The organism is Actinophytocola sp. (genome assembly GCF_036402745.1).
Taxonomy (GTDB): Bacteria; Actinomycetota; Actinomycetes; order Mycobacteriales; family Pseudonocardiaceae; genus Actinophytocola.
This window is the reverse complement of sequence record NZ_DASWSJ010000378.1, coordinates 73,729-89,262: the sequence shown is the minus strand read 5'-3', so window position 1 is coordinate 89,262 and position 15,534 is coordinate 73,729. Positions and strand designations below refer to the sequence as shown.

The window sequence follows — 15,534 nt, the reverse complement described above, 5'->3', positions numbered from 1 at the left end:
CATGGCTCATGTGGTGGAGCGACGTCCTCGGCCAGGGGTCTGGATTGATGACCGATGCTCATCTACTCGACCACTGCTGAAGTGGAACACCGTCCGGCGGTAGGGATCACTGCAGCAGAAGTGCTGCTCAAGTACGCGGCTAGACGAGGCCGCGGACACGTTATGAAGGCGGCTGGATTGCTGCGGGGTAACGGCTGAACCTTCGACTAAATGCAGCCGGCCATGTTCAGGTGGAGCTGAATTCTTCAGCCCATGTTCAGCCGCCGGAGGTGGCTCCACCTGCGCCCTCGGCTGGCCTGGGGGCACGGCGAGGGCGTGGTGTTCGAAGGCGGGGCGGCATTCGCGACGGGTTTCTTTTCCGCGCGGTTCTGAATTCGCGTTGCCGAGTGCGGCCGCTTTACGTCTACTTCTTTTTCCTTATCGCCTCCTGTCAGCTGACTTTGGCGATGCTCGGCCGGACGGCTGTGGTGATCACGGCCATCGCCTTCCCGACGTAGCGCTCCTCCGCCGGCTCCCGCAGCAGGCCGTCGGCCAGGTCGGCGCGCCGAAGACGGGTCACGTGCATGGCACTCCTTCGCCGAGGGACGCCTTGACAGTGCCGGGTTCCACGCGGGGGTCAGGCGGAGAACGAGCCGACGTCGGCCTGCCACAGGGTGTCGCCTGCGACGACGTAGAGGCTGCGCCCGATCCGGGTCACCGCGGTCACCGTGCCGGTCGGGCCGTCCACCGGGCGGACCGTCCAGCCGTCGGTCGCCGAGGACAGGACCTTCACCGCGCCGCCGTCGTTGATCACCTGGGCGAGCCGGCCGTCGACGTCGACCGGGGCGGTCAGCTTCTCGTCGTCGGCCACCGCGACGGGCGGGGTGCCGGGCACGCGCGTCCACCTGCCGTCGGCCATCGACCACACGGCGAGCGTGTTGTCGACCCGGCCGGCGATCGCACAGCCGGACTCCCAGCAGCGCGCCGCCACCGCGGCCCCCGGCTTGGGTGCGCCGGGTAGCGCGGCCATGGCCCAACCGGTGTCGCCCGCGCTCGACTGCCACACGACCGGCCGCTGCCTGCCGCCGGACAGCTCCCACCCCGCGATGAGAATCCCCTGCTGCCGTGCGGTCGCCGCCATCGGGAACTTCAGCGACTCGCGCCGGTTCTCCAGCGCCGTGCCGGCCACGGGCTGGCGCAGCCACAGGTCGCCGTCGGTGGTCCAGATCCGGATGTCGAGCCCCACCTGCTTGCTCGACCACGTCCCGACCAGCATCGGGCCGGCGGGGGTGAGCACCGCGTCGAGCAGGTCGCCCGCCTCGATGCCGCCGAACGTGCTGAACGGCTGCTGCTTCTCGGTGATGCCCGCGTCCGACCCGGTCCACGCGCTCCACCGGACGTTGCCGTGCGCGCCGCCGCGCCGCCCGCCGATCGCGAGGATCCGGTCGCCGTCGGCGGTGAGCGAGTACCAGAACGCCTTGCTCCCGTACGGCGTGCCGGGGTTCACCGCGATCTCCGAGATCTCCCCGGCCGGCCCGCGGCGCAGCAGCCCCGGCACGACCTGCTCCCCGTCCCGGCGCACGCCGATGAGCAGAGCGTCCGTCGTGCCGGCGAGGACGACCGGCGTCGCACCGGCCGGCAGCTCGACCATGGTGAACCGCACCGGCCCCGGCTCGCCGGAGGTGTCCGCGCCGCAGCCGGTGAGCGCTAACAGCGCCACGGTCAGCAGCGCCAGCGGATACCGGGCGGAGCGTGTGCGCATGACGGACAGTATTCCCGGGCATACGCACGGCAGCGGCCCTTTTCATGTCACGGCTTAGCGAAGAACACCGACCCTTGTGGCGGGCCATGCTGGTGTGTCACAAACGGAACCCTTGACCGTTCGGGTGACTCAGTCCAAGCTCTGTGGGCTCGGTTCGCGATCACGCCTCGGAGGACGGCACCGATGACGCCACCCGCCATCCCCGCGTTCCCCGACGGGTTCGTGTGGGGCGTCTCCTCCTCCGCCTACCAGATCGAGGGCGCGACCACCGCCGACGGGCGCGGTTCGTCCACTTGGGACACATTCTGCGCGCGGCCGAACACCGTGCTGGGCGGGGACACCGGCGCCGTCGCGACCGACCACTACCACCGCTACCGCGAGGACGTCGCGCTCATGGCCGGGCTCGGCGTCGACGCCTACCGGTTCTCCGTCGCCTGGCCCCGCGTCTTCCCCACCGGCTGGGGCCAGGTCAACCAGGCCGGCCTGGACTTCTACGACCGGCTCGTCGACGAGCTCTGCGCCGCGGGCATCGCGCCCGCGGTCACGCTCTTCCACTGGGACACCCCGCAGGTCGTCGAGGACGCCGGCGGCTGGCTCAGCCGCGACACCGCCTACCGCTTCGCCGACTACGCCACCGTCGTCGGCGCCAAGCTCGGCGACCGGGTGCGGCTGTGGATGCCGCTCAACGAGCCCATGGTCCTCACGATGTTCGGCTACGCGGTCGGCGCGCACGCGCCCGGCTGGCAGCTGATGCTCGAGGCGCTCCCCGTCGCGCACCACCAGCTGCTCGGGCACGGTCTCGCCACCCAGGCCCTGCGGGCCACCGGCGCGCAGCGCATCGGCATCGCCAACCACCACATACCGGTGTGGCCCGCGTCCGAGGCGGCTGACGACCGCACCGCCGCGGGCACCTACGACGCGCTCGTCAACGACCTGTTCGCGGCGCCCGTGCTGCTGGGCAAGTACCCGGACCGCTACGCGAACGCGATGCCCGGACCGGTGGCCGAGGACCTGAAACTCATTTCCACGCCGCTGGACTGGTACGGCGTCAACTACTACCAGCCGAGCCGGGTGGGTGCGCCGCGGCCGGCGACCGCCGCGCCGGTGGTCGACGGCTTCGCCCTGCCGGACGGGCTGCCGTTCGAGTTCCCGCCGATCGAGGGCTACCCGGTCACCGACTTCGGCTGGCCCGTGGTGCCCGACGGGCTGCGCGAGGTGCTGACGACGCTGGTCGCCAAGTACGGCGACCGGCTGCCGCCGGTGTACGTCACCGAGAGCGGCTGTGCCTACAACGACGGCCCGGACGGCGACGGCCGGGTCGCCGACATCCGGCGGATCGACTACCTCGACGGGCACGTGCGGGCGGCCCGGCAGGCGATCGAGGACGGTGTGGACCTGCGCGGGTACTTCGTCTGGTCCATTGTGGACAACTTCGAGTGGGCCGTGGGCTACTCGCAGCGGTTCGGCCTCGTGCACGTGGACTACGAGACGCTCGCGCGCACCCCGAAGGACTCCTACCACTGGTACCGCGAGCTGATCCGGGCCCAGCGGTGACCACGCTCGCCGAGCCCGCCGAGCGGGTGCCGGCGCGCTGGACCGCGCTGCTCTCGCTCGCCGGGCTGGGCCTGTTCACCGCGTGGTACGGGCCGATCCAGGTGCTGCTCGGCAAGCAGGCGCAGCTGCTCGCGCCGGACGGCAAGGAGCTCGCGCTCGGCCTCGTGGTCGGGCTCGGCGCGGCCGTGTCGATGGTGGCGAACCCGCTGTTCGGCGCGCTGTCGGACCGGACGACGTGGCGAATGGGCCGGCGGCTGCCGTGGACCGCGCTGGGGGCGGCGGGCGGCGCGGTGAGCCTCGTCGTGCTGGCCGTCGCGCCGAACATCGTGGTGATGGCGCTCGGCTGGGGCCTCGCGCAGCTCACCCTGAACGCGATGTTCGCCGCGCTCGTGGCCGCGGTGCCCGACCAGGTGCCGCACCGCCAGCGCGGCATGGTGGGCGGCTGGCTCGGCGTCGGGCAGACGCTCGGCATCGTGGTCGGTTCGGGCCTCGCGGCGGCGGTCGGCGGGCTGGCCGCCGGCTACCTCGTCTGCGCGGCCTTCCTGCTGGTCGCGACCGTGCCGTACCTGGCGCTGCGGCGCGACACGGTCGTCGAGGCGCGGCCGCCGCTCGACTGGCGCGGGTTCTGGGTGAGCCCCCGGCGGTTCCCGGACTTCGGCTGGGCGTGGCTGACCCGGTTCCTCATGAACTTGGGCAACAGCATCGCGATTGTTTACCTTCTCTACTTCCTGCAGGACGCGGTCCACCACGACGATCCGGACGGCGGCGTGTTCGTGCTGACCGCGGTCTACGCGGCCACCCTGCTGTCCACGGTGGTCGTCGGCGGCGTCTGGTCGGACCGGGTCGGGCGGCGGCGGAGCTTCGTCTGCTGGGCCGGGATCGTGATGGCGGTGGCCGCGCTGCTGCTCGCCGCGTGGCCGACGTGGACGGGCGCGGTGGTGGCGTCCGCCGTGCTGGGGCTGGGTTTCGGGGTCTACACGTCGGTCGACTTCGCACTGATGACGGAGGTGCTGCCGGCCGCCGGCGACCGCGGCAAGGACCTCGGCGTGATCAACGTGGCGAACGCGTTGCCGCAGGTTCTCGCGCCGGTGCTGGCCGCGCCGATCGTGACCCACCTCGGCGGGTACCCGGTGCTCTACGGGCTGGCTGCCGCGGTCGGCCTGGCCGGTGCGGTGCTGGTGTTCAAGATCCGCGCGGTCGCCTGAGTTTACGGGGATTCCACCTTTCGTTTACCCGCTGTTAGAGTGCTGCGATCATGCCCGGAAACGATCGCGCCTCCACAGCCTTCGCCCTCGTCGATCGCGACGGGGTGCGGGTGGCCGCCGGACAGCAGGCGGTCATCGACGTCCTGTTCGACGACCAGTGGGTGTGGTCCTTCCACGCCGGCCGGGACACGACGCCCGACGGCGAGCACCGGCTCGCCCCGTGGCCGGTCAACCTCGAGCCCTTCCTGCGCGGCACCGGCCACGTGACCGTCCGGGAGCGGTTCTCCCAGGAGACCCTCTTCGACGGCGACCACGCCTTCGACGACAGCGACGCACGCGTCCGGATCGTCGACGGCCAGGGCCGGCCGCTCATCGTCGACAAGGGCGGCGACCTGCAGTGCGGGTTCGCCGAGCGCGGCCAGGCCACGGTCGACGCGCTGCTCGACGCCGTCGAGGATGTCCTGGCGCGGCTGAAGGGCGCGGGGGTCGACGCGTTCCTCGCCTTCGGCGCGCTGCTCGGCGCGGTCCGCGACGGCCGGTTCATCCCGCACGACTCCGACGCCGACGTCGCCTACCTCAGCACCCACCGCACCCCGGTCGACGTGGCCCGCGAGTCCTTCGCGCTCGAGCGCGTGATGATCGAGGCCGGCTACTGGACCTGGCGCTTCTCCTCCGCCGACTTCAAGGTGATCGTCCCCGACCCGGAGGGCGGCCGGGCGATCGACGTCTTCGCCGGGTTCGTCGTCGGGGACACCTTCTACCTGATGCCCGAGGTCCACTCGACGAGCTTCCGCACGGAGATCGTGCTGCCGCTGGGGGAGATCGAGCTCGAGGGCCGCATGATCACCGCGCCGGCCGACCCCGAGGCGCTGCTGGAGATCACCTACGGCCCGCACTGGCGCATCCCCGACCCGTCGTTCAAGTTCGAGACGCCGCACCAGGTGCGCCGCAAGCTCGACGGCTGGACCCGCGGCAACAACGAAAACCGCCAGCACTGGTGGCCGTTCTACTTCGGACAGTCCAGCGCCGCGGTGTCGGGCAACCCGTCGCCGTTCGCGCAGTGGGTGCACGAGCGGGAGCCGGGCGGGGCGGCCGTCGTCGACATCGGCTCGGGCACCGGCCGCGACTCGCTGTGGTTCGCGCGGCAGGGCCACGACGTCCTCGGCCTGGACTACATCCCCGCGGCCACCGAGCGCGCCGGCAAGGCCGCCGCCAACGACGGGCTGCCCGCGCGGTTCCAGACGTTCAACCTCTACGACGTCCGCCAGATCCTCGCCATGGGCGGCGACCTCGCGCACCGTGACACCCCGCCGGTCCTCTACGGCCGCTTCCTGATCCACGCTCTCGAGGACTTCGGCCGGCACAACCTGTGGCGCCTCGCGAGCATGTGCCTGCGCCGCGGCGGGAAGTTCTACCTGGAGTTCCGCACCGGTCTGGACGCCGGCGTGGAGAAGGAGTTCGGCGAGCACTTCCGCAAGTACCTCGAGCCCGACGTGGTCGTCGCGGAGATCGAGGCACGCGGCGGCCAGGTCGAGCATCGGGAGGCCGGCTACGGCCTCGCCGTCTACAAGAACGAGGACCCACACGTGTGCAGGCTGGTGGCAACATGGAAGCGCTGAGGACCAAGCTGCGTGCCGGAACCCGGGGCGTGGTCAGGCGGCTCGCCCAGGTCGTCGGCGTGGACGAGGAGCTGCGGCGGCTGCGGGAGCGGATCGCGGAGCTCGAGCACGAGGTGCAGGAGACGCGCCGGCTGCACCAGCGGCTCGCCGAGCTGACCGACGTGGTCACCGAGGTGCTCGTGCCCGCGGCCGACCGTGAGGACCACAAGATCCGCGCCATCCTCGCGAAGTACAACCGCTCCTCGTTCTGATGTCCCGCGCCGGCGCGGGACATCAGCGGATCGGCTGGCCGATCCCGAGCAGGTTGCCCTCGCTGTCGCGAAACCACGCGGCCCGCTCGCCGACACCGGCGGACGGGTAGTTGCCCTGGACGTCGGCGATGTGGTCGACCGTGCGCAGGCCCGGCACGTCGACGTCCTCGAACACGACGCCGCGCCTGCGCAGCTCGTCCACCACCGCCTCGATGTCGCGCACCTCGAACGCCATCTGGGTGTGCTCGCCGCAGGCCGCGCCGGCCGACTCGAACAGCGCGAACCTGGTGGCGCCACAGCGGTAGAGCAGCCCGCCGGGCCGCTCCTCGGCCGGCTCGAGGCCGAGCTTGTCCGCGTAGAAGGCCCGCGCGCGCTTCAGGTTCCTGGCCGGCAGCCTCGTGGCCACCTCGGCATCGCCCAACATGGCCTCCGATGGTGGCCTACCGCGGCGCCTTACGCCACCTCGTCGAGCTTGCCGGTGGCGACGTCGAAGACGAACCCGCGCACCGCGTCCTTCTTGGGGATGAAGGGGCTGGCCTTGATGCGCGCGATCGACTGGCGCACGTCGGTGTCCAGGTCGGTGAACGACTCCGCCGCCCAGGGCGGCTTCACCCCGACCTCGTCCAGGATGGACTGGCGGAACCCGTCGTCGGTGAAGGTGAGCATGCCGCAGTCGGTGTGGTGGATGAGGATGATCTCCTCGGTGCCGAGCAGCCGCTGGCTGATCGCGAGCGAGCGGATCTCGTCCTCGGTCACCACCCCGCCGGCGTTGCGGATGACGTGCGCCTCGCCCTCGTGCAGGCCGAGTGCCCCGTAGACGTTGAGCCGCGCGTCCATGCAGGCGACGACGGCCACGTGCTTGGCGGGCGGGAGGGGCAGCGGGCCCTCGAAGGTCTCGGCGTAGGTGGCGTTGTTGGCGAGCAGCTCATCGGTGACTGACATCGCGATCCCTCGGTTCGTCGGGGACTTGGCCTCCTCCAGTCGACGCTCACATGCACGTATGCGCAACGGCGTCCATATCGTGGTCGGCCGGGCCAGGGTCCGGTCAGGGTCGTTCTCCGGGTGATGCCCGATGCCGCGCGGGGCCGCGCGGGTGACGCTGATCCTTGGGCGCCCGTGGACCGGCGCCCACAGCGGAGGAGGGAAACTCGTGGAGATCACCGGGCTCATCACGGCCATCATCTTCGGCGCGGCCATCGGCGGGCTGGGGCGGCTCGTCGTGCCGGGCAGGCATCAGCTGTCGCTGCTCGTCACCATTCTCGTCGGGATCGTGGCGGCCGTCGCCGGGACCGCGGTCGCCGGGTTCATCGGCGTGGCCGACACCCCAGGCGTCGACTGGACCGAGCTCGCGCTGCAGGTCATCTTCGCCGGTGGCGGTGTCTCGCTGCTGTCCGGCGTGCGGACCCGCCAGCACCAGTGACCCGAGAGGTGGAAATACCCGCACAACCGCGCGCATTTTCCCCGAACCACTCCTGAACGGGCATTCCGCCTGGGTATAGTCCCGGCCGCGGGCAGACCTGCGGGGGGATGCCACGGGGTGGGGCGCGGGAGGCAGTGCACATGGGCGAGTTCCTCGACGCCGCGCTGTCGTTTCCGGCGGTTCTGTTCACCTTCCTGCTCGCCGTCGTCGTTCTCTACTGGCTGCTGGTCGTGCTCGGCACGCTCGACCTCGACCTGGCCGGCGGGGACGACGGCGGCACTGACGGCGGCGACAACGGCGGCACCGACGGCTTTCTCGACGGGCTCGGGCTCGGGGGCGTCCCGGTCACCGTCTCGGTCTCCGTGCTGATCGTCTTCGCGTGGTTCGTCGCCATCGTCGGCGGGCTGGCGCTGGCCGGCCTCGACGGCGCCGGCAAAGTGCTGCTGGGCATCGGGGTGCTCCTCGTCGCCGTCATCGCCGGGCTGCTCGCGGCCCGGCTCGTCGCGCTGCCCCTGCGCAAGCTCTACGTCTCCGGCACCGAACCGTCCCGATCGGACTTCGTCGGGCGGGCGTGCGTGATCCGCACCGGCCGGGTCTCCACCGACTTCGGCCAGGCCGAGGTCACCGCCGCGGACGGGTCGTCCGCGGTGATCCAGGTCCGCCAGACCGGCGAGCACGAGCTCGCCGCCGGCCGCCTGGCGCTGATCTTCGACTACGACACCGACGGCGAGTTCTTCTGGGTCGCGCCGGCCACCTGATCAAGAAAGGTCCACGATGGAGCCCGTCCTCATCGCGATCGGCGTGGTGCTCGCCGTTCTGCTCATCCTGCTGATCGCCATCAGCCGCCTGTTCCACAAGGTCGAGCAGGGCAAGGCGCTGATCGTCTCCAAGGTGCGCAACGTGCACGTCACGTTCACCGGCGCGGTCGTGCTTCCCGTGCTGCACAAGGCGGAGACGATGGACATCTCGGTGAAGACGATCGAGATCGAGCGCACCGGCCAGGAAGGGCTGATCTGCCGGGACAACATCCGCGCGGACATCCGGATCACGTTCTTCGTGCGGGTCAACAAGACCGTCGAGGACGTCGTGAAGGTCGCGCAGGCCATCGGCACCGCGCGGGCCTCCGACGAGGTGACGCTGCAGGAGCTGTTCAACGCCAAGTTCTCCGAGGCGCTCAAGACCGTCGGCAAGCACCTCGACTTCGTCGACCTCTACACCAAGCGCAACGAGTTCCGGGACCGGATCCTGGCGGTGATCGGCACCGACCTCAACGGCTACAGCCTCGAGGACGCGGCCATCGACTTCCTCGAGCAGACCCCGATGTCCCAGCTGGACTCGAACAACATCCTCGACGCGCAGGGCATCCGCAAGATCACCGAGCTGACGGCGATCGAGCACGTGCGGACGAACGAGTTCCAGCGCACCGAGGAGAAGGAGATCACCAAGCAGAACGTGGACGCCCGCGAGGCGATCCTCGAGCTGGAGCGCCGCCAGGCCGACGCGGAGAACCGGCAGCGCCGCGAGATCGACACGATGAAGGCCCGCGAGGAGGCCGAGACCGCGAAGGTCCAGGCCGAGGAGCGGCTCAAGGCCCAGACGGCGAACCTGCGCACCGACGAGTCGCTCGGCATCCAGGACCAGAACCGGGCCCGCGAGGTCGCGGTCGCGGAGAAGAACCGCGAGCGGGTCATCGCGATCGAGACCGAGCGCATCGAGAAGGACCGCCAGCTGGAGGTCGTGGCCCGCGAGCGGGAGATCGCGCTGGCCAACGCCTCCAAGGACAAGGAGGTCGAGGTCGAGAAGCGCTCGGTCGCCGAGGTGGTCCGGGAGCGGATCGCGGTCGACAAGACCGTGGCCGAGCAGGAGGAGAACATCAAGCGGCTGCGCGCGGTCGAGGAGGCCGAGCGGTCCCGCCAGGCGATCGTGATCAAGGCCGAGGCGCAGGCGCAGGAGAACCTGGTCAAGGACATCAAGGCGGCCGAGGCCGCGGAGGCCGCCGCCAAGTTCAAGGCCCGCGAGGAGCTGCTGCTCGCCGAGGCCCGCCAGCAGGCCGCCGAGCTCGACACCCGCGCCAGGATCCGGCTCGCCGAGGGCACGCAGGCGCAGGCCGCCGCCGAGGGGCTGGCCGACGTGCAGGTCCGCGAGCGCGACGCCGAGGCCATCGAGAAGGTCGGCCGCGCCGAGGCCGTCGTCGTGCGGGAGAAGGCCCTCGCCGGCGCCGACGCGTTGCGCGAGAGGCTCAAGGGCGAGGCCGAAGGCCTCACCGAGAAGGCCGCCGCGATGGCCGCGCTGGACGACGCGTCCCGCGGGCACGAGGAGTTCCGGCTGCGCCTGGAGACCGAGAAGGACGTCCGGCTCGCCGGCATCCAGGCCCACCGCGAGGTCGCCGCGGCGCAGGCGTCGGTGCTCGCGGCCGGGCTGGAGAAGGCCGACATCGACATCGTCGGCGGCGACACCGTGTTCTTCGACAGGCTCATGGGCTCGATCGCGCTCGGCAAGGGCGTGGACGGGTTCGTCGAGAACTCCGACGTGGCGAGGACGCTCGCCGGCCCGTGGCTCAACGGCTCGGCCAACTTCACCGAGGACCTCAAGCAGATGATCGGCTCGCTGGACACCGACGACGTCAAGAACATCTCGGTGTCCGCGCTGCTGATGAAGCTGATGCAGGGCGGCGCCGATGTCGGGCAGCTCAAGGAGCTGATCAACGGCGCGCCGGCCGCGATCACGCCGAAGCCGTGACAGACGTGGTGACGGACTCCCCGGCCACGGCGGCCGGGGAGTCCACAGTGGACGAACAGGACGGCCTGGACGCGCGCACCTACGAGGTGCTGCGCACCCGGCTCCAGGACCAGGCCGCCGAGCTCACGAGGCGGGCCGAGGCGCTCAACACCCAGCGGCTCGAGGTGTTCGGCAGCACCGAGCTGCGGCTCGTCGGTGCCGAGCGGATCCGCACCGAGCACAACTGCGTGCCGCGTGACGTCGTGTCCATCCCGGACGGTGACGGCGACGGCGCGAGCGGGCTGATGCTGTTCGGCTACAACGTGTTCCTCGGCCTCAAGCCGGAGACGACCGTCGACGACGTGTTCTCGCTGCACCGGTTCGCCCGCGACGGGGACGCCTTCCGGTTCGAGGACGCCGGCCCGGACGAGTGCCCGGAGCTGCTGCGCGACGAGCGGTTCCGGCGCGACTTCACCGAGCTGTACCGGTACTACCGGGAGACCCGGCTGATGCAGCTGCGCCCGGTCGAGGGCAAGCTGCTCGCCGTCTTCCAGACCGGGCCGCGCACCGAGGACATCAAGGTGCTGCGGTGGGCGGTCGGTTCCGGGCCCGCCGGCGCCGGAGGCCGCGATGGCGCCACGATCTCCTACCTCGACAACGCCGGCGAGCGCGACCACGTCTTCCCCGCGCCGCACGACTTCGAGTGGGTCGAGACCACCCGCGAGAACCACGTGCTGGGCCGCCACCCGCACATCTCGATCCAGGACGAGCTGTTCATCGAGACGGTCAACGGGGACCTGACCGTGAAGATCGAGAACAACACCGAGGTCGGCGAGGGCATCTACCGCGAGCCGGTCGACGAGCCGCTGCAGAGCCTCGCCGACGCCGACGTCCGCTACGCCAGGGTCGGCCCGCTCATCCTGCTGAAGATCCTGCCGTACAAGGAGACGGCCTGGCGCCACCTCGTCTTCAACACCCGCACCAGGTCGGTGGTGCGCCTCGACGGCATCGGCCAGGCGTGCCAGCGGCTGCCCGAGGACCAGGGCCTGATCTTCCCCGGCGGCTACTACCTCGCCACCGGCGCGTCGCGCACGTTCGACACCGACACCGACGACCTGGAGTTCGAACGGGTCATCCGCTCACCCAACGGCGAGGACGTGGTGTACGCCTTCCACGCCCGCCGCGAGGGTCGCACGTTGCTGCTGCCCTACAACGTGATCCGCAAGGAGGTCGCCACCCCGCTGCCGTGCCACGGGTACTCGCTGTTCGAGGACGGCACGCTCGTCGCGTTCCGGGCGACGTCCGAGGAGCCGACCCGGGTGCACCCGGTGCAGGTGTGGCAGACGCCGTACGTGTCGGACAGCTTCGCCGCGGCGCAGCCGGTGGGCACCGGGCCGCTGGAGCGGGTCGGCAACGCGGACCTCGTGCGCGGCATCTCCGACTGCCTGTCGGTCACCCGGATGATCGGCGAGATGGCCCCGTCCACGGCGATGTTCGAGGGCCTGATCGCCGCGTGTGCCAGGGCGTTCGACAACTACCACTGGCTCGGCGAGCCGGAGCTGGGCGACCTGCGCACGCCGGTCGCCGACGTGCGGGCCACCGCCGAGCAGGTGCTGGCCGAGTTCGAGAACGTCCAGTCGCTCACCGGCACCGCGGCCGGGCAGCTCACCGAGGCGGGCGAGGGGATCGCGTCGCTGGTGCGCCGGGTCCGCGGCGAGGCGCCGAAGTCGGCCGACCAGTGGGTGGCCCAGCTCGCCGAGCTGCGCCGCGCGCAGGGCCGGCTCGTGACGCTGCGCGAGCTGCGGTACGTGGACACCGCGAGGATCGACGAGCTGGCCGCGACGCTGACGGCCGAGCTGGACGCCGCCGCCACCCGGGCGGTGGAGTTCCTGCGCGGGCCGGACAGCTTCGCCGGCTACCACGAGAAGGTCGACGCGCTGGTCGCCGACGCGGAGGCGATCAAGACCGTCGCCGAGGCGGTCCCGGTGGGCGAGCGGCTCGCCGAGCAGGCCGGCGGGCTGGAGATCGTCACCGAGGTCGTCGGCTCGCTGGACATCGCCGACGCCACCGTGCGCACCCAGATCCTCGAGCGGATCGGCGAGGTGCTCGGCGGCGTCAACCGGGCCCGGGCCACGCTGGACGGCCGGCGCAAGGCGCTGCTGTCCACCGAGGGGCGGGCCGCGTTCGCCGCCGAGTTCGCGTTGCTCGGGCAGGCGATCACCGGCGCGCTCGCGGTCGCCGACACGCCGCAGCGCTGCGACGAGCAGCTCGGCCGGCTGCTGCTGGCGCTGGAGAACCTCGAGTCCCGGTTCGGCGAGTTCGACGACTTCCTCGCCGAGCTGTCGGACAAGCGCACCGACGTCTACGAGGCGTTCTCCTCCCGCAAGCAGGCACTCGTCGACGAGCAGGCGCGGCGCGCGGACCGGCTCGTCGACTCCGCCGAGCGGATCCTCACCAGCATCAACCGCCGGGTCGCCACGCTGGCCTCGCTGGACGAGATCAACACCTACTTCGCCTCCGACCCCATGGTGGCCAAGGTCCGCAGCGTCGCCGACGAGCTGCGCGCGCTCGACGACTCGGTGCGGGCCGAGGAGCTGGCCGGGCGGATCAAGGCCGCGCGGCAGGAGGCCGGCCGCTCGCTGCGCGACCGCGCCGACCTCTACGGGGACGGCGGCGAGACCGTCCGGCTGGGCCGGCACCGGTTCGCGGTCAACACCCAGGCGATCGACCTGACGCTGGTGCCCAAGGACGGCGGCATGTCGCTCGCGGTCACCGGCACCGACTTCCGCACGCCCGTGCGCGACGCAGCCTTCGAGGCCACCAAGCCGTTCTGGGACCAGCTGCTGGTGTCGGAGTCGGCGCGGGTCTACCGGGCCGAGTACCTCGCGACCTCGATCCTCGCCGACACCCCGCTCGACCGGCTGCGCGAGGCCCCGGACCTGCTCGACCTCGTGCGCCGGGTCGCCGAGTCGCGCTACGACGAGGGCTACGAGCGGGGCGTGCACGACCACGACGCGGCCGCGATCCTGACCGTCCTGCTGCGCCTGCACGCCGGCGCCGGGCTGCTGCGCTACCCGCCGGCCGCGCGGGCCGCGGCCCAGCTGTTCTGGTGCTTCGGCACCGACGAGCCCACCCGCACGCTCTGGTCGACCCGCGCCGGGTCGCTCGCCAGGGCCCGCTCGGCGTTCGGCCCGGTGCCGGCGATCGCCGAGCTGTGCGCGGAGCTGGCCACGGCGATGGGCGCGTTCCACCGCGGCGCGGGGCTCGCCGAGCCGTCCGCGCTGGCCGCCGAGTACCTGGTCGAGGAGCTGGCGTCGACCCCGCTCGGGTTCGTCACCAGCGCCGGCGCGCGCACGACGGTCGACAGGTTCGGCCGCGCGCCGGGTGCCCGCGCGCTCGAGGACGACCTGCGCGCGCTCGGCGACGACCTCGCCGCCCGGCACCAGTTGGTGCAGGCGTGGCTGTCCGCGTTCGTTCCCACCGTGGAGGGTCTGGCGGCCGACGATCTCCCCGAAGCCGTGGCGCTCGTGCTGTGCGAGCTGCCGCGGCACGACTCGTCGGCCGCGCTGTCGGCCACTGTGGACGGTCTGCTCGGCGCGCACCCGCGGGTGGTGGACCGGACGCTGGCGCTGCGGCTCGACGAGGTGCTCGCCCGCACCCGGGAGTTCCGCCTCGAGACCGTGCCCGCCTACCGGGCCTACCAGCGCCTCCGCAACGAGCTGGTCACCCGGGAGCGGGCGCGGCTGCGGCTCGAGGAGTTCACGCCGAAGGTGATGAGCGCGTTCGTGCGCAACCGGCTGCTCGACGAGGTGTACCTGCCGCTGATCGGCGACAACCTGGCCAAGCAGCTCGGCGCGGTCGGCGACGCCAAGCGCACCGACCAGATGGGCCTGCTGCTGCTCATCTCCCCGCCCGGCTACGGCAAGACCACGCTCATGGAGTACGTGGCGAACCGGCTCGGGCTGGTGTTCGTGAAGGTCAACGGGCCGGCGCTGGGCCACGAGGTGACCTCGCTCGACCCGGCCGACGCGCCCGACGCCACCGCGCGCCAGGAGGTCGAGAAGATCTCCTTCGCGCTGGAGCTGGGGAACAACGCGCTGCTCTACCTTGACGACATCCAGCACACCTCGCCGGAGCTACTGCAGAAGTTCATCTCGCTGTGCGACGCGCAGCGCCGGATGGAGGGCGTGTGGGACGGCCGCACGCGCACCTACGACCTGCGCGGCAAGCGGTTCGCGGTGTGCATGGCCGGCAACCCCTACACCGAGCAGGGCAAGCGGTTCCGCATCCCGGACATGCTCGCCAACCGCGCGGACGTGTGGAACCTGGGCGACGTCCTGTCCGGCCGGGACGAGCTGTTCGCGTTGAGCTACGTGGAGAACGCGCTGACGTCGAACCCGGTGCTCGGCCCACTGTCCACTCGGGAGCGTGGGGACATCGAGCTGCTGGTGCGGCTCGCGCGGGGGGACGAGTCGGTGCGCGCCGACCAGCTCTCGCACGCGTACTCGGCGGTGGAGCTGGACCAGGTGCTGTCGGTGCTGCGCAAGGTGGTGCGCGTGCAGCAGGTGGTGCTGGCCAACAACCAGGCCTACATCGCGTCGGCCGCGCAGGCCGACAGCTCGCGCACCGAGCCGCCGTTCCAGCTGCAGGGCTCGTACCGGAACATGAACAAGCTCACCGAGCGGATCGTGCCGGTGATGAACGGCGCCGAGCTCGAGACGGTCATCGACGACCACTACCTGGGCGAGGCGCAGACCCTCACCGCGGGGGCCGAGGCGAACCTGCTGAAACTGGCCGAGCTGCGCGGCACGCTCACCCCGGCGCAGGCGACCCGGTGGGCCGAGGTCAAGGCCGCCTACCTGCGCGACAAGGCCCTCGGCGGTGCGGGCGACGACCCGGTCTCCCGCGCGATCGGCGCCGTGGGCCTGCTCGCCGACCGCGTCGGCCAGGTGGAGGCGGCCATCCGCGGCGACTGAACCGTGCCCGCATGACCGTTTCGGGGGATTCCCAGCCGGGTGGGACTCCT

General features: G+C 71.6%; 12 protein-coding genes. 8 read left to right on the top strand and 4 right to left on the bottom strand.

Annotated features, from left to right (window positions below; genetic code table 11):
* Positions 1-430 precede the first annotated feature (430 nt).
* Both VGD70_RS33600 and VGD70_RS33595 read right to left on the bottom strand, forming a co-directional pair.
* Positions 431-559: a hypothetical protein gene (locus VGD70_RS33600; RefSeq protein ID WP_331088598.1), complete on the bottom strand. Its 129-nt coding sequence runs from the start codon at positions 557-559 to the stop codon at positions 431-433.
* Between the two features lie 57 nt (positions 560-616).
* Positions 617-1,741 (bottom strand): hypothetical protein, encoded by a 1,125-nt coding sequence (locus VGD70_RS33595; RefSeq protein WP_331088595.1) that lies wholly within the window; start codon positions 1,739-1,741, stop codon positions 617-619.
* A 183-nt stretch (positions 1,742-1,924) separates the two neighbouring features.
* Between VGD70_RS33595 and VGD70_RS33590 the strand changes: the two genes are divergently transcribed.
* Genes VGD70_RS33590 through VGD70_RS33575 form a run of 4 tightly spaced genes read left to right on the top strand, consistent with a single transcriptional unit; the run spans position 1,925 to position 6,370 of the window.
* Positions 1,925-3,295 carry a GH1 family beta-glucosidase gene (locus VGD70_RS33590; RefSeq protein ID WP_331088593.1) on the top strand — a complete coding sequence of 457 codons (1,371 nt, stop codon included), beginning with the start codon at positions 1,925-1,927 and terminating at the stop codon, positions 3,293-3,295.
* Positions 3,292-4,500 (top strand): MFS transporter, encoded by a 1,209-nt coding sequence (locus VGD70_RS33585; RefSeq protein WP_331088591.1) that lies wholly within the window; start codon positions 3,292-3,294, stop codon positions 4,498-4,500. The genes VGD70_RS33590 and VGD70_RS33585 overlap by 4 nt, the downstream gene beginning before the upstream one ends.
* Before the next feature lie 50 nt (positions 4,501-4,550).
* Positions 4,551-6,119 carry a methyltransferase domain-containing protein gene (locus VGD70_RS33580; RefSeq protein WP_331088589.1) on the top strand — a complete coding sequence of 523 codons (1,569 nt, stop codon included), beginning with the start codon at positions 4,551-4,553 and terminating at the stop codon, positions 6,117-6,119.
* Positions 6,107-6,370 carry a DUF6752 domain-containing protein gene (locus VGD70_RS33575; RefSeq protein ID WP_331088587.1) on the top strand — a complete coding sequence of 88 codons (264 nt, stop codon included), beginning with the start codon at positions 6,107-6,109 and terminating at the stop codon, positions 6,368-6,370. The genes VGD70_RS33580 and VGD70_RS33575 overlap by 13 nt, the downstream gene beginning before the upstream one ends.
* A gap of 22 nt (positions 6,371-6,392) precedes the next feature.
* Here the strand turns inward: VGD70_RS33575 and VGD70_RS33570 are convergent, their stop codons facing one another.
* On the bottom strand, positions 6,393-6,794 hold the full coding sequence (locus VGD70_RS33570) for a VOC family protein (RefSeq protein ID WP_331088585.1): 402 nt from the start codon (positions 6,792-6,794) through the stop codon (positions 6,393-6,395).
* Positions 6,795-6,823: 29 nt separating this feature from the next.
* Positions 6,824-7,312: a carbonic anhydrase gene (locus tag VGD70_RS33565; RefSeq protein WP_331088583.1), complete on the bottom strand. Its 489-nt coding sequence runs from the start codon at positions 7,310-7,312 to the stop codon at positions 6,824-6,826.
* Positions 7,313-7,520: 208 nt separating this feature from the next.
* On the opposite strand from VGD70_RS33565, the gene VGD70_RS33560 reads away from it, so the two are divergent.
* The 4 genes from VGD70_RS33560 (at position 7,521) to VGD70_RS33545 (ending at position 15,484) form a co-directional block, all read left to right on the top strand.
* The gene (locus VGD70_RS33560) at positions 7,521-7,790 is read left to right on the top strand and encodes a GlsB/YeaQ/YmgE family stress response membrane protein (protein ID WP_331088581.1); all 270 of its coding nucleotides are present in this window, start codon (positions 7,521-7,523) and stop codon (positions 7,788-7,790) included.
* A 140-nt stretch (positions 7,791-7,930) separates the two neighbouring features.
* Entirely contained in the window at positions 7,931-8,548 is a 618-nt protein-coding gene (locus VGD70_RS33555; RefSeq protein WP_331088579.1) for a hypothetical protein, read from the top strand.
* Positions 8,549-8,564: 16 nt separating this feature from the next.
* Positions 8,565-10,529, top strand: coding sequence for a flotillin family protein (locus VGD70_RS33550; RefSeq protein WP_331088576.1), 1,965 nt, complete (start codon positions 8,565-8,567; stop codon positions 10,527-10,529).
* Positions 10,526-15,484, top strand: a complete 4,959-nt coding sequence (locus VGD70_RS33545; RefSeq protein WP_331088575.1) for a DNA repair ATPase — start codon at positions 10,526-10,528, stop codon at positions 15,482-15,484. The genes VGD70_RS33550 and VGD70_RS33545 overlap by 4 nt, the downstream gene beginning before the upstream one ends.
* Positions 15,485-15,534: the final 50 nt, after the last annotated feature.